The organism is Paenibacillus sp. 102 (assembly GCF_039549175.1).
Classification (GTDB): Bacteria; Bacillota; Bacilli; order Bacillales; family Bacillaceae_G; genus Bacillus_A.
The window spans coordinates 1-22,135 of record NZ_JBCGHT010000012.1 but is presented as its reverse complement, the minus strand read 5'-3'; the positions used below and the strand labels follow the sequence as shown (position 1 = coordinate 22,135).

Genomic DNA, 22,135 nt, shown 5'->3' with positions numbered 1-22,135 from the left:
TACTCACGAGTTTAGATTATATCATAGTAAGTTAGATGAATCAACTAACCAATAAATAAAAAACTTGGCAAACATATGATATGTTCACCAAGTTTATATCTCTATTTTTTCCTAGGAAATATTGATTTACACGTTAAAGCGGAAGTGCATAACATCTCCATCTTTTACGATATACTCTTTTCCTTCTAGGCGTACTTTTCCTGCTTCTTTAGCAGCTGTCATAGAACCGTTCTCCATTAAGTCATCGTATGAAACTGTTTCAGCACGAATAAATCCACGTTCGAAGTCTGTATGAATAACACCAGCACATTGAGGTGCCTTCATACCTTGTTTGAACGTCCATGCACGTACTTCTTGTACACCAGCTGTGAAATAAGTAGCTAGTCCTAATAAGTCGTATGCAGCACGAATTAACTGATCTAAACCAGATTCTTCAATCCCTAACTCTTCAAGGAATACTTTTTTCTCTTCCTCATCTAGCTCAGCAATTTCCGATTCAATTTTTGCACAAACAACAATTACTTGTGAATTTTCATTTGCTGCAAATTCTTTTACCATCTTTACATATTCGTTTTCAGATGGATCCATAATATCATCTTCACTTACGTTAGCTACATAAAGCATTTCTTTTGTTGTCAATAGGTGAAGTCCTTTAACAATCTTCATTTGTTCGTCTGTAAATTCAACAGTGCGAGCTGGTTTCCCCTCTTCGAATGCCTCTTTTAAACGAACTAAAATTTCGTGTTCATATACTGCTTCTTTATCTTTTTGTCTCGCTAATTTTGCCACACGTTCAATACGTTTATCTACAGATTCTAAATCCGCTAAAATCAATTCTAAATTGATCGTTTCAATATCATCGATTGGATCTACTTTTCCTGAAACGTGTGTAATATTTTCATCTTCAAAACAACGAACAACTTGGCAAATCGCATCTACTTGGCGAATATGAGATAAGAATTTGTTTCCTAGTCCTTCACCTTTACTTGCACCCTTTACGATACCTGCAATATCAGTAAACTCGAATACAGTTGGAACAGTTTTTTTCGGTTCAACTAGTTCTGTTAGTTTATTTAAGCGTTCATCTGGTACCTCTACAATCCCTACGTTCGGATCAATTGTACAGAATGGATAGTTTGCAGATTCTGCTCCCGCTTGTGTAATTGCATTAAATAATGTTGATTTCCCTACGTTTGGTAAACCAACAATCCCAGCCGTTAATCCCATATTTTTCACTCCTATGTCTCAATCTTCCATCATTATAGATAGTAACGAATAAAATGACAAGTTCCCTAAAACTTCAAAAAAATAACAGCTGCTTGGAGCAGCTGTCACTTTTTCTCTATTCTTCGTGCCTTACAAGAACTTTTTTCACCTTGCGATCAAACTCTCTTCGAGGAATCATTACCGAATGGCCACATCCCTCGCACTTAATGCGGATATCCATTCCCGTACGAATAATCTTCCAACGATTTGTACCACACGGATGGGCCTTCTTCATTTCCACAACATCGTACAAGTTATATTGCTTTTGTTCCACTCTCCAAACTCCCCTCGTCGTTAATTTGCTTTTTGATTAGCCATCTCTTTACGATTATATAAAACCATATGTGGATATGGAATCTCAATGCCGTGTAAATCAAGGCGATTTTTAATTTCCTTACGAAGTGCCCTTGCGGTAGGGGCATGCTGCATCGGTTCTACTTCAGCAATTACCCGGAGGACAACTTCAGATGCACCAAGTGTTTGAACACCTAATAATTGTGGTGTTTCTACCATTTGCTCGTATTTTGCTGGTAGTTCTTCTAATAACTCTTCAATGATTTGCTCTGCACGTGCAATATCACTATCATAGGAAATCGATACATCGACAAATGCAACGCTATTACTAACAGAAAAGTTCGTCACTTGTACAATACTTCCATTAGGTAAAATATGAATTTCTCCTGTCCAACTTTTCACCTTAGTTGTACGCAATCCAATTTCTAAAACTACACCCTCAACTTGACCAATACGGACATAATCACCTACTGAGAACTGATCTTCTAATAAAATAAACAATCCTGTAATAACATCTTTCACTAAACTTTGAGCACCAAAACCGACTGCTAAACCGATAACCCCAGCCCCAGCTAATAATCCAGCTGCATTTATACCAAACACACCCAAAATCGCAACTAACATAATGAATATAACAACGTACGCTACAATATTTTCAAGTAATTTTGCTACCGTAACCGTACGACGCTCTGAGATTTGAATTGGTGAACGACTTCCCATATGAAAAGCCTTCCTTACAATCGCCCTTGCGATACGTACTACAATCATACCTGCTACTAAAATAACTAAAATCTTTAACGTTACAATCCCGATATACTCCCAGCGATTTGAGTCCATTAAATATTGCATTAATGTATCAAACCATTTATTTAATACATCCATAACATTCTACCTCTCCAATACATTTTTCTTTTTTATTCACCCTTTATTGTATCAGAAGTTCTCACTATTTCTGAAAAAATTTTATTCCCTTATTTGCATTTGTTTACTTTGATCTAGGTATAAAATGGAATGAATATATATATACTAGTACTATTATTTCCGGTTTTATAAACGGCTTGCAAAAATAGAGAACTTATAATTTTCCATATTACAAAATAAAATCTATACCTAAAAAACTTTACAGTGAATCGTAAAATTTCTCAAAAGGATGGATGATTCATGAATATAGGGAATTTCCGCTTGCCTTTTTTCGAAAAAGAATCTCAGAATGTTATGCACCATGATTTAGAAGCTTGTGCAACAATTAGTGATTTTCTCCTCTCACACATACCTATGCATGAAACGAGGCCCCTCAGTATAATTTGTATTGGAACAGACCGTTCAACTGGCGACGCACTTGGACCGTTAGTCGGGTCTAAATTAGAACAAATGAACATTCAAAATTTCCATGTATTCGGTACACTTGATGATCCAATTCATGCGCTAAATCTCGAAGATAGTATTCAGAACATACAAAATTCTGTTCCCGATTCTTTTATTATTGCAATTGATGCCTGTCTTGGGAAATCTCAAAACATTGGTTCCATAACTGTTGGTGAAGGACCTAGCAAACCTGGAGCAGCAATGAATAAAAAGTTACCAGCAGTTGGGGATCTCCACATACATGGTATCGTAAATTTAAATGGTTTTATGGAGTTTTTTGTCTTACAAAATACACGATTAAGTCTCGTTATGAAAATGGCAGATGCCATTGCCCAAAGCATAAAAGAAACAGACCAAAAATTATCCGTATTAAAAAAAGCAAACCATCTATAAATAAAAAGATGGTTTGCTTTTCAGTTTTCCCTAGATAATAATTCTAAAATACGATTTAAATCTTCTTTATCGAAAAATTCTATTTCAATTTTTCCCTTTTCTTTTTTTGTTTCCTTAATTTTTACGCCTGTTCCAAATTTCTCTCTTAACAATGTTTCACGTTCTTCGAAGAATATATTTCGTTGTCGCTTCACTTTCTTTGTTTCACGTGAAACGCGCTGATGCATCTGTTGAACAATTTGCTCTAACTGCCTAACATTTAATCCTTCTTTTTCAATACGCTTCAATAAAGACTTTAACTGTTCTTCGTCTTTTATTGTAAGTAATGTTCGTCCATGGGCCATGGATAAATTTCCATCTGCAATCATTTCTTGAACAAATGAAGGAAGGGTAAGTAGACGAACATAATTAGCAATATATGGTCTACTTTTACCAAGGCGCTTTGCCAATTGCTCTTGCGTTACATTTAGCTCATCCATTAACATTTGATATGCCAAAGCTTCTTCCATTGGATTTAAATCTTCACGTTGTAAGTTTTCTAACAAGGCAAATTCCATCATTTGCTGTTCATTTAATTCCCGAACGACAGTTGGAACTGTTTCAAGGCGAGCCTCTTTTGCAGCACGGTATCTTCTTTCACCAGCAACAATTTCATATCCTTTAATACTTTTCCTCACGATTAAAGGTTGTAAAATGCCATGTTCTTTAATAGATGCTGCCAATTCTTGAATTGCTTCTTTTTGAAAGTTTTTACGTGGTTGGTAGGGGTTTGGCCTTAACTCATTTAGTGCAATCTCTTGAATTTTCTCTTCCTCTTTCACATCTAAATCTGGAAAGAACGCATTAATCCCTCTTCCTAATCCTTTAGCCACCAGCAATCACTTCCTCTGCTAAATCTATATACACTTCTGCACCCCTTGATTTAGCATCATATTGCATAATTGGTTTCCCATGACTTGGTGCCTCACTTAAACGAACATTGCGCGGGATAATAGAACGATATACTTTATCTCGAAAATATTTCTTCACTTCATCTATAACCTGAATCCCTAAATTTGTACGTGCATCTAACATCGTTAATAGTACACCTTGAATTGCTAAATTTTTATTTAAATGCTTTTGTACCAGTCGAACTGTATTCAATAATTGGCTTAGTCCTTCCAATGCATAGTATTCACACTGAACAGGAATAATAACGGAATCCGCTGCCGTTAGTGCATTAATTGTTAATAAGCCTAAAGATGGGGGACAATCAATAATAATATAATCATATTCGTTACGAATTGGCTGCAAGGCCCTCTGTAAACGAACTTCCCGGGAAATGGTTGGTACCAGTTCAATCTCAGCACCTGCCAATTGAATTGTAGCAGGTAGAACATCTAAGTTTTCAGTTGCGGTTTTCTGTATAACGCCTTGAACTTCTGCATCTTCTACAAGAACATTATAAATACATTGATCTAACTCCGACTTTTCAATTCCTACACCTGTTGTTGCGTTCCCTTGAGCATCAATGTCAATAAGCAGTACTTTTTTCCCTACCTGTGCCAATCCAGCTCCTAGGTTAACAGACGTTGTTGTTTTTCCTACACCGCCTTTTTGATTAGCAATAGCAATGATTTTTCCCATGATGTCACCTACTTTCAACCTTTCTGTCTTATTCTAAAAATAATTAAGTTTATTGTAACATGAAATAAAAATTTTTCTTTTGCATCCTTATTAAACTTCAAAATTTATTCTAAAACTCCTTCTTCATTTAAAAAGAAAAATATAGAAAAAAGACCTCCCCAAAAGGGTGAGATCTTTATCACATATGAATTATTTTTTTTTAGGAATCTTAATTGTAATCTGATAGTACTCATCAAACTCTTCTTCTTCAGAATTTACGTTCAGTCCACTATTTGCAACCATTTGTAAGGATTGTCTAATTGTATTCATCGCAATTCGCATATCACGACTTACCGCTTTCTGTTTTGCTTTACGTTTTGGTTTTACTTCCTCCAATAACTTGGCAATACGTTCCTCAGTCTGTTTTACATTCAATTGCTTTTCTACAATTTCTTGTAAAACCTTCAACTGTAATTCTTCATTTTTTAAAGGAATCAGAGCACGGGCGTGACGTTCTGTAATACTCTTTTCTAACAGTGCTCGTTTAATCTCTTCAGGCAGCTTTAATAGCCGCAACTTATTCGCGATTGTTGATTGTCCTTTTCCAAGCCTCTGTGCTAATGCCTCTTGTGTTAAGTTATGTAACTCAATTAGCTTTTGATAAGCAACAGCCTCTTCAATTGCTGTTAACTCTTCACGTTGCAAGTTCTCAATTAAAGCAACAGAAGCCGTTTCCGTATCATTTAAATTTTTAATAATTGCCGGAACCTTTTCCCATCCCAATTTCGTTGCAGCACGAAAGCGCCTTTCCCCGGCAATAATTTCATACTTATCTTCTTCATATTGCCTTATAACAATTGGTTGAATAAGTCCATGTGTACGAATGGTCAAAGCAAGTTCATCAATTCGTGCATCATCAAAAACTGTACGTGGTTGATAACGATTTGGAATGATATTAGCTATCGGAATTTCTTGTATTTCTTCATGTATCTTTTTATCTATTTCTTCATGGCTTTCGTCTTGTAATTCGAATTCGCTCTCTTTATCTCCAAAGCCAAATAAACGAGAAAACGTATTTTTCATACATATTCCACCACCTTTGGGCCTATTGAATGTCCTACACAGAAATGTTTCCTATGAAACATTTACGTTTTCATTTATATAATTTAATCTTACGTCTAATAAGATTTATTTTTCAATAGGTAATTTATTGGGTGTCCCTGGCTTACGTGGGTATTTCTTAGGTGTTTTGCGCTTTTTCATGATTGATAAAATATTACGTTCGCTTTCTTCAAATGGTAATTGGAAAGTAGAAATCTCTTTTAGCTCACCGCCAAGCACTTCTAAAGCATACTTACCTTTTTCAATCTCTTCATTGGCAGCTGCGCCTTTCATTGCAATAAATGTCCCACCTACTTTTACAAGTGGTAAACATAGCTCGCTCAGTACAGAAAGACGTGCTACCGCACGCGCCATCACGATATCAAATGATTCACGTACACCCTCTTTTTTCCCAAATGTTTCAGCACGATCATGGCAGAATGCAACATCATTTAATTCTAATTTTTGCGCTAAATGATTTAAAAAATTGATGCGTTTTTGCAATGAATCCACAATTGTTATTTTTAAATGTGGGAAACAAATTTTCAATGGAATACTTGGGAATCCAGCACCTGCACCGACATCACAAATGGAAAATGGTTTTGAAAAATCATAATAAAAAGCAGCTGTAATCGAGTCAAAAAAGTGTTTTAAATACACTTCCTCTTTCTCTGTAATAGCTGTTAAATTCATTTTCTCATTCCATTCCACTAATGTTTCAAAGTAGATTTCAAATTGCTCTAATTGCCTAGGAGAAAGGGTAATCCCTCTTTCTCCTAGCATAGACTGAAATTGTTCTATGTTCATCTTGCCATATCTCCTTACTTATTTATTGGTTCGATACTCGCGCAATTTTTCCTTGTTCGATATACACAAGTAAAATGGAAATATCAGCTGGGTTTACTCCGGAAATACGGGACGCTTGCCCCATAGACAGAGGACGAACATCTTTTAATTTTTGTCTCGCTTCAGAAGCAATTCCGGAAATCGCATCATAATCAATATCTACAGGAATCTTTTTATTCTCCATCTTTTTCATTCGGTCCACTTGCTGTAAGGATTTTTCAATGTATCCCTCATACTTAACTTGGATTTCAACTTGTTCTGCAATCTCATCGTTAATTTCAACTTCACTTGGAACAAGAAGACGAATATGTTCATACGTCACTTCTGTACGACGTAGTAAATCACTTGCTCTTATACCATCTTTCAACTCGCTGCCACCAATACTACGAATCAATTCCTGTACTTCAGGACGTGGTTTAATAATAAGACTTTCTAAACGTGCCTTTTCTTGTTCAATCTTTCCTTTTTTGACTGTAAAACGTTCATATCTTTCATCAGGAATTAAACCAATTTCATGGCCAATCTCCGTTAAACGAAGGTCAGCATTATCATGACGTAGTAATAAACGATATTCAGCACGTGAAGTTAATAAGCGATATGGTTCGTTTGTCCCTTTCGTTACAAGATCATCGATTAATACACCAATATAAGCATCCGAACGACCTAAAATAACTTCTTTTTTACCTAAAGAACGACATGCCGCATTAATCCCAGCCATAATTCCTTGGCCAGCTGCTTCTTCATAACCAGAAGTACCGTTAATTTGACCTGCTGTATATAAATTTTTAATTTTTTTCGTCTCAAGTGTTGGCCATAACTGAGTTGGTACGATTGCATCATATTCGATTGCATAACCTGTGCGCATCATTTCAACGTTCTCTAAACCTGGAATCGTTTTAAGCATTTCACGTTGTACATCTTCTGGTAAGCTCGTTGACAAGCCTTGTACATACACTTCCTGCGTATTACGCCCCTCTGGTTCTAAGAAAATTTGATGACGTGGTTTATCATTAAATCGCACCACTTTATCTTCAATTGAAGGACAGTAACGAGGACCTGTTCCTTTAATCATACCAGAATACATAGCTGAACGATGCAAGTTTCGATCAATTAAACGATGTGTCTCTTCACTCGTATATGTTAACCAGCACGGAATTTGATCCATAATGAATTTTGTTGTTTCAAACGAAAAAGCGCGCGGTTTATCATCACCCGGTTGAATTTCTGTCTTACTATAATCAATTGTATTACTATTTACACGAGGAGGCGTGCCTGTTTTAAACCTAACAAGATCCAAACCAAGTTCTTCTAAATGCTCTGATAATGTAATAGATGGCTGCTGATTATTCGGACCACTTGAGTATTTCAAATCCCCCATAATGATCTCACCGCGTAAAAATGTACCTGTTGTAATTACGACTGTTTTCGCTGTATATTCAGCACCCGATTGTGTAATTACACCTTTACACACATCATCCTGAACAATTAGACGTTCTACCATTCCTTGGCATAATGTTAAGTTTGGTGTTTCTTCAATCGTTTTCTTTAATTCGTGTTGATATGAAAATTTATCCGCTTGTGCACGAAGAGCACGTACAGCTGGACCTTTCCCCGTATTCAACATACGCATTTGGATGTGAGTTTTATCAATATTACGTCCCATCTCACCGCCTAATGCATCAATTTCACGTACAACAATCCCTTTTGCTGGTCCACCAACAGAAGGGTTACACGGCATAAAAGCAACCATATCTAAATTAATTGTTAACATTAATGTTTTTGAGCCCATTCGTGCTGCTGCAAGACCAGCTTCACATCCTGCATGACCTGCACCGATTACTATGACATCGTAAGAACCGGCATTGTATCCCATTATTTATTCCTCCTAAGATTCTCTATCCTTCTAAAATACCTATATGTTATTTTCCTAAACAAAATTGAGAAAACAATTGATCAATTAGGCTTTCATGGACAGTATCACCAGTAATTTCACCAAGTATTTCCCATGTTCTTGTTAGATCAATTTGAACCATATCAATTGGAACACCATTCTCTATTGCCTCAATAGCATCTCCAATTGTCTTTTCCGCTTGTGTTAATAAACCGATATGCCTTGCATTAGAAACATACGTCATGTCTGCCGATTCAATTGTTCCTTCAAAGAATAGATCTGCTATCGCCTTTTCTAGCTCATCTACACCTTTTTCTTCAATTAGCGACGTTGTAATCATACGATTTTTATCCGCTAATTCTGTAACACGTTCCATATCAATTTGCTTTGGTAAATCTGTTTTATTTACGATAACAATAAAGTCTTTTCCTTGTACCGCACGGAATAATTCTTCATCTTCAGTCGTTAATGCTTCACTATAGTTTACTACAATTAGAACTAAATCCGCTCGCTCCATCATCTCTTTTGAGCGCTCTACACCAATTCGTTCAACAACATCTTCTGTTTCACGAATTCCCGCCGTATCAATGAGTTTAAGTGGTACACCACGTACATTGACATACTCTTCAATCACATCACGCGTTGTCCCTGCTATATCCGTCACAATAGCCTTTTTCTCTTGAACAAGGCTATTTAATAATGAGGATTTCCCAACGTTTGGTCTTCCGATAATTGCCGTAGCAATTCCTTCTCGTAAAATTTTCCCTTGCTTAGATGTCTCCAATATTTTTTTTATTTCGCCATGAACATGTGTAGCTTTTTCAATTAAAATATTGTGTGTCATTTCTTCAACATCATCGTATTCTGGATAATCTATATTCACTTCTACATGAGCTAATGTTTCTAAAATCTCTTGACGAAGTCGACCAATTAATTTAGATAATCGCCCTTCCATCTGATTAATTGCTACACTCATCGCTCGATCTGTTTTTGCACGAATCAAATCCATTACAGCTTCCGCCTGCGATAAATCAATACGCCCATTTAAAAATGCGCGCTTTGTAAATTCACCTGGCTCTGCCAAACGTACTCCTTGAGCCAAAATAAGTTGTAATACTTTATTTACAGAAACAAGACCACCGTGACAATTGATTTCTACAATATCTTCACGCGTAAATGTCTTTGGCGCTCGCATAATTGACACCATTACCTCTTCGATTACTTGATCTGTATCTAAATCAACAATATGACCGTAGTGGATCGTATGAGAAGAAACTGTCGTTAAATTTTTCCCTTTAAAAATACGATTGACCTTTTCAATCGCATCCTCTCCACTTACTCGAACAATGGCAATTGCCCCTTCCCCAAGTGCTGTGGAAATTGCTGCAATTGTATCAAAATCCATGTCCTTTCACCTCGCTTGCTTATTTCTCTCTATTTCAACATGATTTTTACCTTCACTAAACTATTAGGATACCATAACGAACCTATCTACAAAAGAATAATAACTCATTTTATTATGTCCTCATGTAAAAAACACTAAACTTATTCACAGTGGATAAGTTTAGTGTTTTTAAGTTATCCACAACATCCCCATGCATCCACAAGAAAAAAACCGGTACTCATTTGAGCAACCGGTTATTTGGAAGATATTACAACATGCCTGTGTGGTTCTTTACCTTCAGAAGTTGTAATTACATTCGGATGATTAGATAGTGCTTGATGAATAATTTTTCTCTCAAAAGAAGGCATTGGTTCTAACACAACATTTTTTTTAGTTACCATTACCTGCTTTGCTAATCGATAAGAAAGTGATTCTAACGTATCTTTTCTCTTACTACGATAGTTTTCAGCATCAATTGTGATACCAATATATTGCTTTGTACTACGATTCGCAACAAGTTTTGTTAAATATTGTAAAGAATTTAATGTATGCCCTCTTTTTCCGATCAATATCCCTACATCTTTCCCAGAAAGTGTAAATTCAATTTCTCGACCTTTTACATTTTTCGTAATCATCACATCCACACCCATTTCCTGAACAACACTTTTTAAGTACTGCTCAGCTTCTTGGATAGGATCTTTCTTCACTACAACTTCCACGATAGCTGGACGACTCCCTATAAAGCCGAGGAACCCTCTCTTACCTTCATCAACAACATTCACATCTACTTGATCCCTTGAAACTTTTAATTGCCTTAAAGCATCTTGTACTGCCATCTCGACTGTTTGTCCTTTAGCAGTAATTATACTCACTTGCTTGATCCTCCTGCCTTACTAGCCTTAATTTCAGGCCCTTTGATCATATACATTTGAGCAATACCAAAGATGTTACCAACTACCCAGTATAGTGATAATGCTGCTGGGAAGTTAATCGCAAAGATTAAAATCATAATTGGCATAAGCCATAGCATCATTGCCATTTGTGGATTTTGTCCAGCAGTGCCTGCCATAGCAACCTTTTGCTGAATAAATGTTGTAATTGCCGCAGCAACTGGAAGGATATAGTATGGATCCGCCTGTCCTAAATCAAACCATAAGAATGTATGTTTACTAATCTCTGCCGTTCTCATAATCGCATGGTAAAATGCGAATAAAATCGGCATTTGAACAAAGATTGGTAAACAACCTGCTAATGGATTTACGCCATTCTTTTGATACAACTGCATCATTTCTTGTTGCAACTTTTGCTGCGTTGCTTGATCTTTAGAGCTATATTTCTCTTTTAGTTTTACCATTTCTGGTTGCAGTGCTTGCATTGCTTTCGTACTCTTCGTTTGTTTAATCATTAATGGTAATAATGCAAAACGAATAATAAGAGTTGTAACAACAATCGCTAAACCATAATTACTACCAAATAAGTTTGCAAAATATGTGATTAACTGAGAAAGCGGGTATACGAAATATTCATTCCAGATCCCTGTGCTTTTCGGTGTAATCGGCTGATTCACTTCACTACAGCCCGCAGTGATCGCCATTAAAGCAATAACCATGGCTAGTAAGCCTATCTTTTTTTTCACAGCCTGCTCCTCCTTGTTTCGGTATGTATATAGTGTAATTCATTTCCCTTTTCCTACGCTACTTGTTTGTAATTTTAATACCAGAGCGCTTGAAGGCATGAATTAAGCTTTTCTTTAATTGTTCATATGTCATATCTGCACAAGGCTTCCTTGCTATTATAACAAAATCTTTTCCAGAATCTATCTCATCTTTTAATTCTGTAATCGATTGGCGAATCATACGCTTAATTCGATTACGCACTACTGCATTTCCTATTTTTTTGCTAACGGAAAGACCAATGCGAAAGTATGGTTGCTCCGCTTTTTCAAGCTGATATACCACAAACTGACGATTTGCATTTGATTTTCCATTTTGAAAAACAGCCTGAAATTCATCATTTTTCTTTATACGATTCTTTTTCTTCATATCAATTGACACTCCTGTATTTCATCAGTGGAAATTCTTATTACTAGAAAAAAAGACCACTGAACGATCAGTGGTCTACGCAGATAATACTTTTCTTCCTTTACGACGACGAGCTGCTAGCACTTTACGTCCGTTCGCTGTGCTCATACGGCTGCGGAAACCATGTACTTTGCTGCGCTTACGTTTATTTGGTTGGTAAGTTCTTTTCATTATATGACACCTCCCTGAGGAATATCTGTTAAAGACAGTCTTATAAATTATAGTTAATCAACTAGGAAAATGTCAATGGTTCTCCAAATTTTCATCAAATATTCATTTTGAACCTATTCACAATTTTTTTCACAGTCGTTTTATTTCTTTGTGGATAATATATTTTTCGCTTTTTTATATCCACAAATTATTTTTTTACTTTTACACAGTATATCGTATTGTGGACAAGTTTATTCCACAAGGTATTGATTTTGTGGATAACTTTCTGAAATTCATTGCTATCGCTATCTTTTTTTGATATTATAGTTGTGTTTTCACCTTGAACAAGTTTTCCACATTTGTATTTTATCCACAAATTGTGCATAACATGTGGACAGTTATAATCACATGTGGGTAAATAGTTGTCCACATTTGTATTTTTTGTCGAAAACTCTATCTCGTATACAAACGACGTTTTTAGGTTTTACAATACGTTTCGTATAAATATACATTATTCATTTTTAAGGTTGTACAATCGTTGCACAACCTTATTCTTTTACCATCTTTGTAAAGGAGGGACACCTTTGGAAAATATCTCTGATTTATGGAATAGTGCTTTGAAAGAACTAGAAAAAAAGGTGAGTAAACCAAGTTATGAGACATGGTTGAAATCAACCAAGGCACATGCTTTGAAAAAAGATGTATTAACGATTACAGCTCCAAATGAATTTGCTCGTGACTGGCTAGAATCTCATTATTCAGAGCTCATTTCAGAAACACTTTATGATTTAACAGGAGCAAAACTAGAAATTCGCTTTATTATTCCCCAAAGTCAAACTGAAGAGGAGATTGACTTTCCTCCTGCTAAAAAGAAAAGGATAAATGATGAGTCTAATCACTTACCACAGAGCATGTTAAATCCAAAATACACGTTTGACACATTTGTTATTGGCTCAGGGAACCGTTTCGCTCATGCTGCTTCTTTAGCTGTAGCTGAAGCACCAGCTAAAGCCTATAATCCTCTATTTATTTATGGAGGAGTTGGGCTTGGAAAAACACACTTAATGCATGCAATTGGACATTATGTCATTGAGCATAACCCAAATGCTAAAGTCGTTTATTTATCATCAGAAAAATTTACAAATGAATTTATTAACTCAATTCGTGATAATAAAGCCGTCGATTTTCGTAATAAATATCGTAATGTCGATGTCTTACTTATAGATGATATTCAATTCCTTGCTGGAAAAGAACAAACACAAGAAGAGTTCTTCCATACATTTAATGCACTACACGAAGAAAGTAAGCAAATTGTAATCTCAAGTGACAGACCACCAAAAGAGATTCCGACATTAGAAGATCGCCTTCGTTCCCGTTTTGAGTGGGGACTTATTACAGATATTACACCGCCAGATTTAGAGACGAGAATTGCAATTTTACGAAAAAAAGCCAAAGCAGAAGGGCTTGATATCCCAAATGAAGTCATGCTCTATATCGCAAATCAAATTGACTCGAACATTCGTGAATTAGAAGGCGCACTTATTCGGGTTGTTGCTTATTCATCTCTAATTAATAAAGACATTAATGCAGATTTAGCTGCAGAAGCACTTAAAGATATTATTCCAAATTCTAAGCCAAAAATTATTTCTATTTATGATATTCAAAAAGCCGTTGGAGACGTTTTTCAAATTAAATTAGAGGACTTTAAAGCAAAAAAACGCACAAAGTCGGTCGCATTTCCTCGTCAAATTGCTATGTATCTATCACGTGAGTTAACTGATTCATCTTTACCTAAAATTGGTGAAGAATTTGGGGGACGTGATCATACAACCGTCATCCATGCTCATGAAAAAATTTCAAAACTATTAAAAACTGATACACAACTACAAAAACAGGTTGAAGAAATCAATGATATTTTAAAGTAGTAGCTGAATAGTGTGAATAACTTCCCCTATTTTACACACAGTCTATCCACATGTAGATAGACTGTTTTTCCGTCTTTAAATAGGGTTATCCACATATCCACAGGACCTATTACTATTACTACTACTTTTATATCTTTATTAAATATATAAAATCTTATACTTACCGGAGGTTTTCGCTATGCGTTTTACAATTCAAAAGGACTACCTTGTAAGAAGTGTACAAGATGTAATGAAGTCCGTTTCCTCTCGTACAACAATTCCAATTCTTACAGGAATTAAAGTTGTAGCCACTGAAGAAGGTGTCACATTAACAGGAAGCGATGCTGATATTTCAATTGAATCTTTCATTCCAGTTGAAGAAAATGGAAAAGAAATTGTTGAAATTGCACAATCAGGAAGTATTGTTTTACAAGCAAAATATTTTAGTGAAATTGTAAAAAAGTTACCAAAAGATATTGTAGAGATTTCTGTGGAAAATCATTTTATGACAAAAATAAAATCTGGAAAATCGGAGTTTAATTTAAATGGTTTAGATTCCGCTGAATATCCATTATTGCCGCAAATCGAGGAACATCATGTATTTAAGATTCCAACAGACTTACTAAAACATATGATTCGTCAAACTGTATTTGCTGTTTCAAGTTCAGAAACTCGTCCGATCTTGACAGGTGTAAACTGGAAGGTATATAACAGCGAGTTAACTTGCATTGCAACAGATAGTCACAGGTTAGCACTGCGTAAGGCACAAATTGAGGGACACAATATTTCTAGTGAATTTCAAGCTAACGTTGTTATCCCTGGTAAAAGTTTAAATGAATTGAGCAAAATTCTGGATGAATCTGAAGAAATGGTAGATATCGTTATTACGGAGTATCAAGTGTTATTCCGAACGAAACATTTATTATTCTTCTCAAGATTGTTAGAAGGGAATTATCCAGATACAACACGTCTAATCCCAGCAGAAAGTAAAACTGACATTTTTGTAAACACAAAAGAGTTTTTACAAGCAATTGATCGTGCTTCTTTACTAGCAAGGGATGGTCGTAATAATGTTGTAAAATTATCGACGTTAGAAGAGCAAATGCTAGAGCTTTCTTCGAATTCACCAGAAATCGGGAAAGTGGTAGAGGAAGTTCAATGTGAGAAAGTAGAAGGAGAAGAATTAAAAATCTCCTTTAGTGCAAAATATATGATGGACGCGTTAAAAGCATTAGACAGTACAGAAATTAAAATTAGTTTTACTGGAGCGATGAGACCATTCTTAATTCGTACAGTAAATGATGATTCCATCACCCAATTAATTTTACCAGTTCGTACTTACTAAGTAAGGATGGAGGGTTGCTAGTTTGAATATGCTAGTGGCCCTTATTTGATTTTAAGGGATGTTCAAAAAGTCCGGTGAAAATAGCTGTCGCATTTCATCGCCTTCGTCGCCAGTTGAGGTACTCATGTAGCTCCATGTACACTCCGTATCCTCCTGGCTTCCGCGTCTAGAACTGCTTGGCTCTCTTTATCCTCCTTTTTGAACATTTACTTTTAAGGGTATTACTTTCCTAATGCTGGTTTATTTAGTACAATAAAAGAATGAACACTTTCAGAAAGTGAGCGATTTTATGAAACGTATTAAGATTTCAACTGAGTACATTACACTAGGACAATTTTTAAAGTTAGCTGATGTAATTGATACGGGCGGTGCTGTTAAATGGTTCTTACAAGAATACGAAGTGTATGTCAATCAAGAACTTGAAAATAGAAGAGGCCGAAAGTTGTATGCAAATGATATTGTTGAAATTCCGGGGAACGGAACATTTCAAGTTCAAGCATAAAGGGGGAGCCCTTTGTATATTACAGAATTACAATTAAAAAATTATCGCAATTATGAATATCTAGATCTTTCTTTTGAAGATAAAGTGAATGTAATTATTGGTGAAAATGCCCAAGGGAAAACGAATTTGATGGAAGCTATTTATGTATTGGCAATGGCAAAGTCTCATCGAACTTCGAACGATCGTGAACTTATCCGGTGGGATGAGGATTATGGTAAAATAAAAGGTAGATTACAAAAACGAAATAGTTCCCTGTCTTTAGAATTAAATATTTCTAAAAAAGGGAAGAAGGCGAAATTAAATCAACTAGAACAACAAAAGTTAAGCCAATATATTGGTGAAATGAATGTTGTTATGTTTGCCCCAGAAGATTTAAATCTTGTAAAAGGAAGCCCTCAAGTACGAAGACGCTTTTTAGATATGGAACTTGGGCAAATAGCTCCTGTCTATTTGTATGAATTAAGTCAATATCAAAAAGTGCTCACGCAGCGAAATCACTTGCTTAAGAAAATGCAAGGGAATAGTAAAAATGAGGAAACGATGTTGGATGTATTTACACTTCAACTCATTGAACATGGTACAAAAATTTTGCGAAAACGTTTTGAGTTTCTGCAGTTACTACAAGAATGGGCTGCTCCGATCCATCGTGGCATTAGTAGAGGATTAGAGGAACTAGAAATAGTTTATAAACCAAGTGTAGATGTATCAGAATCAATGGATTTGTCGAAAATAAAAGAAGTATACTATGAAAGTTTTCAATCTGTGAAACAACGTGAAATTTTCCGTGGTACAACTTTAATTGGTCCTCATCGTGACGATTTGCAATTCTTCGTTAATGGTAAAAATGTTCAAGTCTTTGGTTCTCAAGGACAACAACGAACAACCGCACTTTCCCTAAAGTTAGCTGAAATTGAATTGATTTATTCAGAGGTTAAGGAATACCCAATCCTCTTATTAGATGATGTATTATCAGAGTTAGATGATTATCGGCAATCACATCTGTTAAATACAATTCAAGGAAAAGTGCAAACATTTGTGACAACGACAAGTGTCGACGGAATTGAACACGAAACATTAAAGCAAGCGAAAACAATTCATGTAAAAAGCGGCACGGTAGATTGTGAAATAGACAGAACATAATTTCTGTTTAAATGGAAAAGTAGGTGATCTTTGTGTCAATGGAACAAAAACAAATGCAGGAAAATGCATATGATGAAAGTCAGATTCAGGTGCTAGAAGGACTGGAAGCAGTCCGAAAGCGTCCGGGTATGTATATTGGTTCTACAAGTGGAAAAGGTCTTCATCATCTTGTATGGGAAATTGTTGACAACAGTATTGATGAAGCATTGGCGGGATATTGTGATGAGATTAACGTCAGTATCGAAGAAGATAATAGCATTGTTGTAACAGATGATGGTCGTGGTATTCCGGTTGGTATACAAGAAAAAATGGGGCGTCCTGCTGTAGAAGTTATTATGACAGTCCTCCATGCTGGTGGTAAATTCGGTGGTGGTGGATATAAAGTTTCTGGTGGTTTGCACGGTGTTGGTGCATCGGTTGTAAATGCCTTATCAACAGAATTAGAGGTATTTGTACATCGCGATGGAAAAATCCACTATCAAAAATATGAACGTGGTATTCCGGTTGCGGATTTAAAGGTAATTGGTGAAACAGACCGTACAGGAACAATAACACGTTTCAAGCCGGATCCGGAGATTTTTAAGGAAACGACAGAATATGAATTTGATACATTAGCAACACGTATGCGTGAGTTAGCATTTTTAAATCGTAATATCAAATTAACAATTGAAGATAAACGTGAACATAAGCAAAAGAAAGAATTTCATTATGAAGGCGGAATTAAATCTTATGTTGAGCACTTAAATCGTTCGAAACAACCGATTCATGAAGAACCTGTATATGTAGAAGGTTCAAAAGATGGAATTCAAGTTGAAGTTTCTCTTCAATATAACGAAGGTTATACAAATCATATTTATTCTTTTACAAATAACATTCATACGTATGAAGGCGGTACACATGAGGTTGGTTTTAAGACTGCTTTAACACGTGTAATTAATGATTATGGTCGGAAAAATAATATTTTAAAAGATGCTGACAGTAACTTAACTGGTGAGGATGTCCGTGAAGGTTTAACGGCGATTGTTTCAATTAAACATCCAAATCCACAGTTTGAAGGGCAGACAAAGACTAAGCTTGGAAATAGTGAAGCGAGAACGATTACAGAGTCTGTATTCTCAGAGGCGTTTGAGAAGTTTTTACTTGAGAATCCGAATGTCGCTCGTAAAATTGTGGAAAAAGGAACAATGGCAGCGCGCGCGCGTGTAGCAGCGAAAAAGGCTCGTGAATTAACACGCCGAAAAAGTGCATTAGAAGTATCGAGTCTGCCAGGGAAATTAGCGGATTGTTCTTCTAAGGATCCAGCAATTAGTGAAATTTATATCGTAGAGGGTGACTCTGCGGGAGGTTCCGCGAAACAAGGACGTGATCGCCACTTCCAGGCGATTTTACCACTTAAGGGTAAAATTATTAACGTTGAAAAGGCACGATTAGATAAGATTTTATCTAATGACGAAGTGCGTACAATTATTACGGCAATTGGTACAAACATTGGCGGAGATTTTGATATTGAAAAAGCACGCTATCATAAGGTTATTATTATGACTGATGCTGATGTCGATGGTGCACACATTCGTACCCTATTATTAACGTTTTTCTATCGTTATATGCGTCAAATTATTGAGCATGGTTATATATATATCGCGCAGCCACCATTGTTTAAAGTACAACAAGGGAAAAAAATTCAATATGCTTACAATGATAAAGAGCTTGAGAATATATTAGCTGAGTTGCCAGCTCAGCCCAAACCTGGAATTCAGCGTTACAAAGGTCTTGGAGAAATGAATCCAACTCAGTTATGGGAAACGACAATGGATCCAGAAGTACGTTCGTTACTTCAAGTTTCTCTTCAAGATGCAATTGAAGCGGATGAAACGTTTGAAATTTTAATGGGTGATAAAGTAGAACCGCGTCGTAATTTTATCCAAGAGAATGCAAAATACGTGAAAAACCTTGATATTTAAGTAAGTAATGACAGGAATCTAAGCATTCCTGTCTTCTACGTATAAATCAATGTATTTGTAACGGAAATGTAAGAGGAGGTGCTCGTTGATGTCAGACAATCAACAACAAGCACGAATTCGAGAAATTAATATCAGTCATGAAATGCGTACCTCATTTTTAGATTATGCAATGAGTGTTATTGTATCTCGTGCACTACCAGATGTTCGTGATGGATTAAAGCCTGTGCATCGTAGGGTTTTATACGCAATGAATGATTTAGGAATTACTGCTGATAAAGCATATAAGAAATCAGCGCGTATTGTGGGCGAAGTAATTGGTAAGTATCACCCGCATGGTGATTCAGCTGTTTATGAAACAATGGTACGTATGGCACAAGATTTTAGTCAACGTTATATGCTTGTTGATGGACACGGTAACTTTGGTTCTGTTGATGGAGATTCGGCGGCAGCGATGCGTTATACAGAAGCAAGAATGTCTAAAATCTCCATGGAATTAATACGTGATATTACAAAGAATACAATTGACTATCAAGATAACTATGATGGTTCTGAAAGAGAACCAATTGTATTACCAGCACGTTTTCCTAATTTATTGGTAAACGGTACGACAGGTATCGCAGTTGGTATGGCAACAAATATTCCACCCCACCAACTTGGGGAAGTAATTGACGGTGTATTGGCACTGAGTCATAATCCTGACATTACTATTGCAGAATTAATGGAGTGTATCCCAGGACCTGATTTTCCTACAGCAGGTTTGATTCTAGGGAGAAGTGGAATCAGAAGAGCGTATGAAACTGGTCGCGGTTCTATTATTCTTCGTGCTAGGGTTGAAATCGAAGAAAAGTCAAATGGTAAACAATCTGTTATTGTAACTGAATTACCTTATCAAGTTAATAAAGCGCGATTAATTGAAAAAATTGCAGAATTAGTTCGCGATAAGAAAATTGAAGGTATTACAGATTTACGTGATGAATCAGATCGTAATGGTATGCGTATTGTTATGGAAGTACGCCGGGATGCGAATGCTAACGTACTATTAAATAACTTATATAAACATACAGCACTTCAAACGAGCTTCGGTATTAATATGCTTTCGCTTGTAAATGGAGAGCCACAAGTATTAAATCTGAAACAAAACTTATATCATTATTTGGAACATCAAAAGGTAGTAATTCGTAGACGTACTGCTTATGAATTAGAGAAAGCGGAAGCGCGCGCTCATATTTTAGAAGGGTTACGAATTGCATTAGATCATCTTGATGAAGTTATTACTTTAATTCGTAGTTCAAAAACCGCTGATATTGCAAGACAAGGTTTAATGGAGCGTTTTGGTTTAAGTGAGAAACAAGCGCAAGCAATTTTAGATATGCGCCTGCAACGCTTGACTGGATTAGAACGTGAAAAGATTGAACAAGAATATCAAGATTTAATGAAGCTAATTGCGGAATTAAAAGCAATTTTAGCAGATGAAGAAAAAGTTCTTGAAATTATTCGTGAAGAATTAACTGAGGTAAAAGAACGCTTTAATGATAAAAGACGAACAGAGATTACAATTGGCGGTATGGAATCCATCGAGGATGAAGATTTAATCCCAGAGCAAAATATCGCAATCACACTTACTCATAATGGTTACATTAAAAGGTTACCGGCTTCTACGTACAAAACACAGAACCGTGGGGGACGTGGTGTACAAGGAATGGGTACGAATGATGATGACTTTGTTGAACAGTTATTGACAACGTCTACTCATGATCATATTTTATTCTTTACAAACAAGGGTAAAGTATACCGTACGAAAGGATATGAAATTCCAGAGTATAGTCGTACAGCGAAAGGTATACCAATTATTAATTTACTAGGAGTAGATAAAGGTGAGTGGGTCAATGCTATTATTCCGATTCGTGAATTTGGTGATGATCAATACTTATTCTTTACAACGAAATATGGAATTTCTAAGAGAACACCTCTTTCTTCGTTTGCAAATATTCGTACAAATGGTTTAATTGCAATTTCTCTTCGTGAAGAAGATGAAGTAATTTCTGTACGCTTAACATCTGGTGATAAGGATATTATCGTTGGAACAAGTAACGGTATGCTAATCCGTTTCAATGAGCAAGATGTGCGTTCTATGGGACGTAATGCAGCGGGTGTAAAAGCTATTACACTAGGTGATGAGGACCAAGTTGTAGGTATGGAAATTGTTGAAGAAAATATGAACGTTTTAATTGTAACAAAGAATGGTTACGGAAAACGTACACCAATTGAGGAATACCGTCTGCAAAGTCGTGGTGGTAAAGGTCTAAAAACATGCAACATTACAGATAAGAATGGTAAGTTAGTAGCGGTTAAGTCTGTAACGGGTGAAGAAGATATTATGTTAATCACGGCTGCGGGTATTATTATCCGTATGCCAGTTGACCAAATCTCCCAAATGGGGCGCAATACTCAAGGTGTACGCTTAATTCGTTTAGAAAATGAACAAGAAGTAGCAACGGTAGCAAAAGCACAAAAAGATGAAGATGAAGTTGAAGATGGAAATGAAGAAGCTTCTGAGGAATAAGAGAGGGGATTTCCCCTCTCTTATTTTTTTTAGAATAATACTTGCATAGATATATAAAAGTATATATAATAGGCAGAGTCAGCAAATGAGAGATACAAGTTATCAAAAAAACTTGTTGACGAAAACAATATATTATGTTATATTATAAAAGTCGCTGAAACGCGATGTTGAACTTTGAAAACTAAACGAAACAAACAACGTGAAACGTCAATTTTTATTTTATGATGCTAGACAAACTAACTTTATTGGAGAGTTTGATCCTGGCTCAGGATGAACGCTGGCGGCGTGCCTAATACATGCAAGTCGAGCGAATGGATTAAGAGCTTGCTCTTATGAAGTTAGCG

The 22,135-nt window shown here is 36.0% G+C and carries 20 protein-coding genes and 1 rRNA gene; 8 read left to right on the top strand and 13 right to left on the bottom strand.

Annotation, left to right across the window (positions count from 1 at the left end; genetic code table 11):
• Positions 1-126 precede the first annotated feature (126 nt).
• From ychF to AAIE21_RS20895, 3 genes are all read right to left on the bottom strand, one after another.
• Positions 127-1,227: a redox-regulated ATPase YchF gene (gene ychF / locus AAIE21_RS20905; protein ID WP_174100924.1), complete on the bottom strand. Its 1,101-nt coding sequence runs from the start codon at positions 1,225-1,227 to the stop codon at positions 127-129.
• Positions 1,228-1,342: 115 nt separating this feature from the next.
• Complete coding sequence (locus tag AAIE21_RS20900) at positions 1,343-1,540, bottom strand: DUF951 domain-containing protein (protein WP_343268552.1); 198 nt, start codon at positions 1,538-1,540, stop codon at positions 1,343-1,345.
• A 20-nt stretch (positions 1,541-1,560) separates the two neighbouring features.
• Complete coding sequence (locus AAIE21_RS20895; protein WP_343268551.1) at positions 1,561-2,442, bottom strand: mechanosensitive ion channel family protein; 882 nt, start codon at positions 2,440-2,442, stop codon at positions 1,561-1,563.
• Positions 2,443-2,721: 279 nt separating this feature from the next.
• On the opposite strand from AAIE21_RS20895, the gene yyaC reads away from it, so the two are divergent.
• Positions 2,722-3,318 carry a spore protease YyaC gene (gene yyaC / locus AAIE21_RS20890; RefSeq protein WP_343268550.1) on the top strand — a complete coding sequence of 199 codons (597 nt, stop codon included), beginning with the start codon at positions 2,722-2,724 and terminating at the stop codon, positions 3,316-3,318.
• Between the two features lie 20 nt (positions 3,319-3,338).
• Here yyaC and AAIE21_RS20885 read toward each other — a convergent pair whose 3' ends face one another.
• The 10 genes from AAIE21_RS20885 to rpmH all read right to left on the bottom strand — a co-directional run bounded on the left by AAIE21_RS20885 (position 3,339) and on the right by rpmH (position 12,397).
• Entirely contained in the window at positions 3,339-4,190 is an 852-nt protein-coding gene (locus AAIE21_RS20885) for a ParB/RepB/Spo0J family partition protein (protein WP_343268549.1), read from the bottom strand.
• The gene (soj, locus tag AAIE21_RS20880) at positions 4,183-4,944 is read right to left on the bottom strand and encodes a sporulation initiation inhibitor protein Soj (protein WP_000516112.1); all 762 of its coding nucleotides are present in this window, start codon (positions 4,942-4,944) and stop codon (positions 4,183-4,185) included. Before soj ends, AAIE21_RS20885 begins: the two co-directional genes overlap by 8 nt.
• Before the next feature lie 189 nt (positions 4,945-5,133).
• Positions 5,134-6,006, bottom strand: a complete 873-nt coding sequence (gene noc / locus AAIE21_RS20875; RefSeq protein ID WP_343268548.1) for a nucleoid occlusion protein — start codon at positions 6,004-6,006, stop codon at positions 5,134-5,136.
• 105 nt (positions 6,007-6,111) lie between these two features.
• The gene (gene rsmG, locus AAIE21_RS20870) at positions 6,112-6,831 is read right to left on the bottom strand and encodes a 16S rRNA (guanine(527)-N(7))-methyltransferase RsmG (RefSeq protein ID WP_343268547.1); all 720 of its coding nucleotides are present in this window, start codon (positions 6,829-6,831) and stop codon (positions 6,112-6,114) included.
• A 22-nt stretch (positions 6,832-6,853) separates the two neighbouring features.
• On the bottom strand, positions 6,854-8,743 hold the full coding sequence (gene mnmG, locus AAIE21_RS20865; RefSeq protein WP_343268546.1) for a tRNA uridine-5-carboxymethylaminomethyl(34) synthesis enzyme MnmG: 1,890 nt from the start codon (positions 8,741-8,743) through the stop codon (positions 6,854-6,856).
• A gap of 46 nt (positions 8,744-8,789) precedes the next feature.
• Positions 8,790-10,166: a tRNA uridine-5-carboxymethylaminomethyl(34) synthesis GTPase MnmE gene (gene mnmE, locus AAIE21_RS20860; protein ID WP_343268545.1), complete on the bottom strand. Its 1,377-nt coding sequence runs from the start codon at positions 10,164-10,166 to the stop codon at positions 8,790-8,792.
• 233 nt (positions 10,167-10,399) lie between these two features.
• Positions 10,400-11,017, bottom strand: a complete 618-nt coding sequence (gene jag, locus AAIE21_RS20855) for an RNA-binding cell elongation regulator Jag/EloR (RefSeq protein ID WP_343268544.1) — start codon at positions 11,015-11,017, stop codon at positions 10,400-10,402.
• Positions 11,014-11,781 (bottom strand): YidC family membrane integrase SpoIIIJ, encoded by a 768-nt coding sequence (gene spoIIIJ / locus AAIE21_RS20850; protein WP_343268543.1) that lies wholly within the window; start codon positions 11,779-11,781, stop codon positions 11,014-11,016. The genes jag and spoIIIJ overlap by 4 nt, the downstream gene beginning before the upstream one ends.
• Before the next feature lie 58 nt (positions 11,782-11,839).
• Positions 11,840-12,187 (bottom strand): ribonuclease P protein component, encoded by a 348-nt coding sequence (gene rnpA, locus AAIE21_RS20845; RefSeq protein WP_098336940.1) that lies wholly within the window; start codon positions 12,185-12,187, stop codon positions 11,840-11,842.
• A 75-nt stretch (positions 12,188-12,262) separates the two neighbouring features.
• Entirely contained in the window at positions 12,263-12,397 is a 135-nt protein-coding gene (rpmH, locus tag AAIE21_RS20840) for a 50S ribosomal protein L34 (protein ID WP_000831901.1), read from the bottom strand.
• Between the two features lie 563 nt (positions 12,398-12,960).
• Between rpmH and dnaA the strand changes: the two genes are divergently transcribed.
• The 7 genes from dnaA to AAIE21_RS20805 all read left to right on the top strand — a co-directional run.
• Positions 12,961-14,301, top strand: coding sequence for a chromosomal replication initiator protein DnaA (gene dnaA, locus AAIE21_RS20835; protein WP_343268542.1), 1,341 nt, complete (start codon positions 12,961-12,963; stop codon positions 14,299-14,301).
• A 178-nt stretch (positions 14,302-14,479) separates the two neighbouring features.
• A complete protein-coding gene (gene dnaN, locus AAIE21_RS20830) occupies positions 14,480-15,625 on the top strand; it encodes a DNA polymerase III subunit beta (protein ID WP_343268541.1) in 1,146 nt (381 codons plus the stop codon).
• A gap of 289 nt (positions 15,626-15,914) precedes the next feature.
• On the top strand, positions 15,915-16,127 hold the full coding sequence (gene yaaA, locus AAIE21_RS20825) for a S4 domain-containing protein YaaA (protein ID WP_003194149.1): 213 nt from the start codon (positions 15,915-15,917) through the stop codon (positions 16,125-16,127).
• 12 nt (positions 16,128-16,139) lie between these two features.
• Positions 16,140-17,267, top strand: a complete 1,128-nt coding sequence (gene recF, locus AAIE21_RS20820; RefSeq protein WP_343268540.1) for a DNA replication/repair protein RecF — start codon at positions 16,140-16,142, stop codon at positions 17,265-17,267.
• A gap of 38 nt (positions 17,268-17,305) precedes the next feature.
• Positions 17,306-19,228, top strand: coding sequence for a DNA topoisomerase (ATP-hydrolyzing) subunit B (gyrB, locus tag AAIE21_RS20815; protein WP_343268539.1), 1,923 nt, complete (start codon positions 17,306-17,308; stop codon positions 19,226-19,228).
• Between the two features lie 88 nt (positions 19,229-19,316).
• On the top strand, positions 19,317-21,791 hold the full coding sequence (gyrA, locus tag AAIE21_RS20810; RefSeq protein WP_343268538.1) for a DNA gyrase subunit A: 2,475 nt from the start codon (positions 19,317-19,319) through the stop codon (positions 21,789-21,791).
• Between the two features lie 242 nt (positions 21,792-22,033).
• Positions 22,034-22,135: ribosomal RNA gene (locus tag AAIE21_RS20805) — 16S ribosomal RNA — on the top strand; the annotation flags it as partial.

Bases quoted from the DNA above. Each gene is read 5' to 3' on its own strand.
- ychF (WP_174100924.1), bottom strand. From the start codon at position 1,227: ATGGGATTAACGGCTGGGATTGTTGGTTTACCAAACGTAGGGAAATCA.
- AAIE21_RS20895 (WP_343268551.1), bottom strand. From the start codon at position 2,442: ATGGATGTATTAAATAAATGGTTTGATACATTAATGCAATATTTAATG.
- yyaC (WP_343268550.1), top strand. From the start codon at position 2,722: ATGAATATAGGGAATTTCCGCTTGCCTTTTTTCGAAAAAGAATCTCAG.
- soj (WP_000516112.1), bottom strand. From the start codon at position 4,944: ATGGGAAAAATCATTGCTATTGCTAATCAAAAAGGCGGTGTAGGAAAA.
- noc (WP_343268548.1), bottom strand. From the start codon at position 6,006: ATGAAAAATACGTTTTCTCGTTTATTTGGCTTTGGAGATAAAGAGAGC.
- rsmG (WP_343268547.1), bottom strand. From the start codon at position 6,831: ATGAACATAGAACAATTTCAGTCTATGCTAGGAGAAAGAGGGATTACC.
- mnmG (WP_343268546.1), bottom strand. From the start codon at position 8,743: ATGGGATACAATGCCGGTTCTTACGATGTCATAGTAATCGGTGCAGGT.
- mnmE (WP_343268545.1), bottom strand. From the start codon at position 10,166: ATGGATTTTGATACAATTGCAGCAATTTCCACAGCACTTGGGGAAGGG.
- rnpA (WP_098336940.1), bottom strand. From the start codon at position 12,187: ATGAAGAAAAAGAATCGTATAAAGAAAAATGATGAATTTCAGGCTGTT.
- rpmH (WP_000831901.1), bottom strand. From the start codon at position 12,397: ATGAAAAGAACTTACCAACCAAATAAACGTAAGCGCAGCAAAGTACAT.
- dnaN (WP_343268541.1), top strand. From the start codon at position 14,480: ATGCGTTTTACAATTCAAAAGGACTACCTTGTAAGAAGTGTACAAGAT.
- yaaA (WP_003194149.1), top strand. From the start codon at position 15,915: ATGAAACGTATTAAGATTTCAACTGAGTACATTACACTAGGACAATTT.
- gyrB (WP_343268539.1), top strand. From the start codon at position 17,306: ATGGAACAAAAACAAATGCAGGAAAATGCATATGATGAAAGTCAGATT.
- gyrA (WP_343268538.1), top strand. From the start codon at position 19,317: ATGTCAGACAATCAACAACAAGCACGAATTCGAGAAATTAATATCAGT.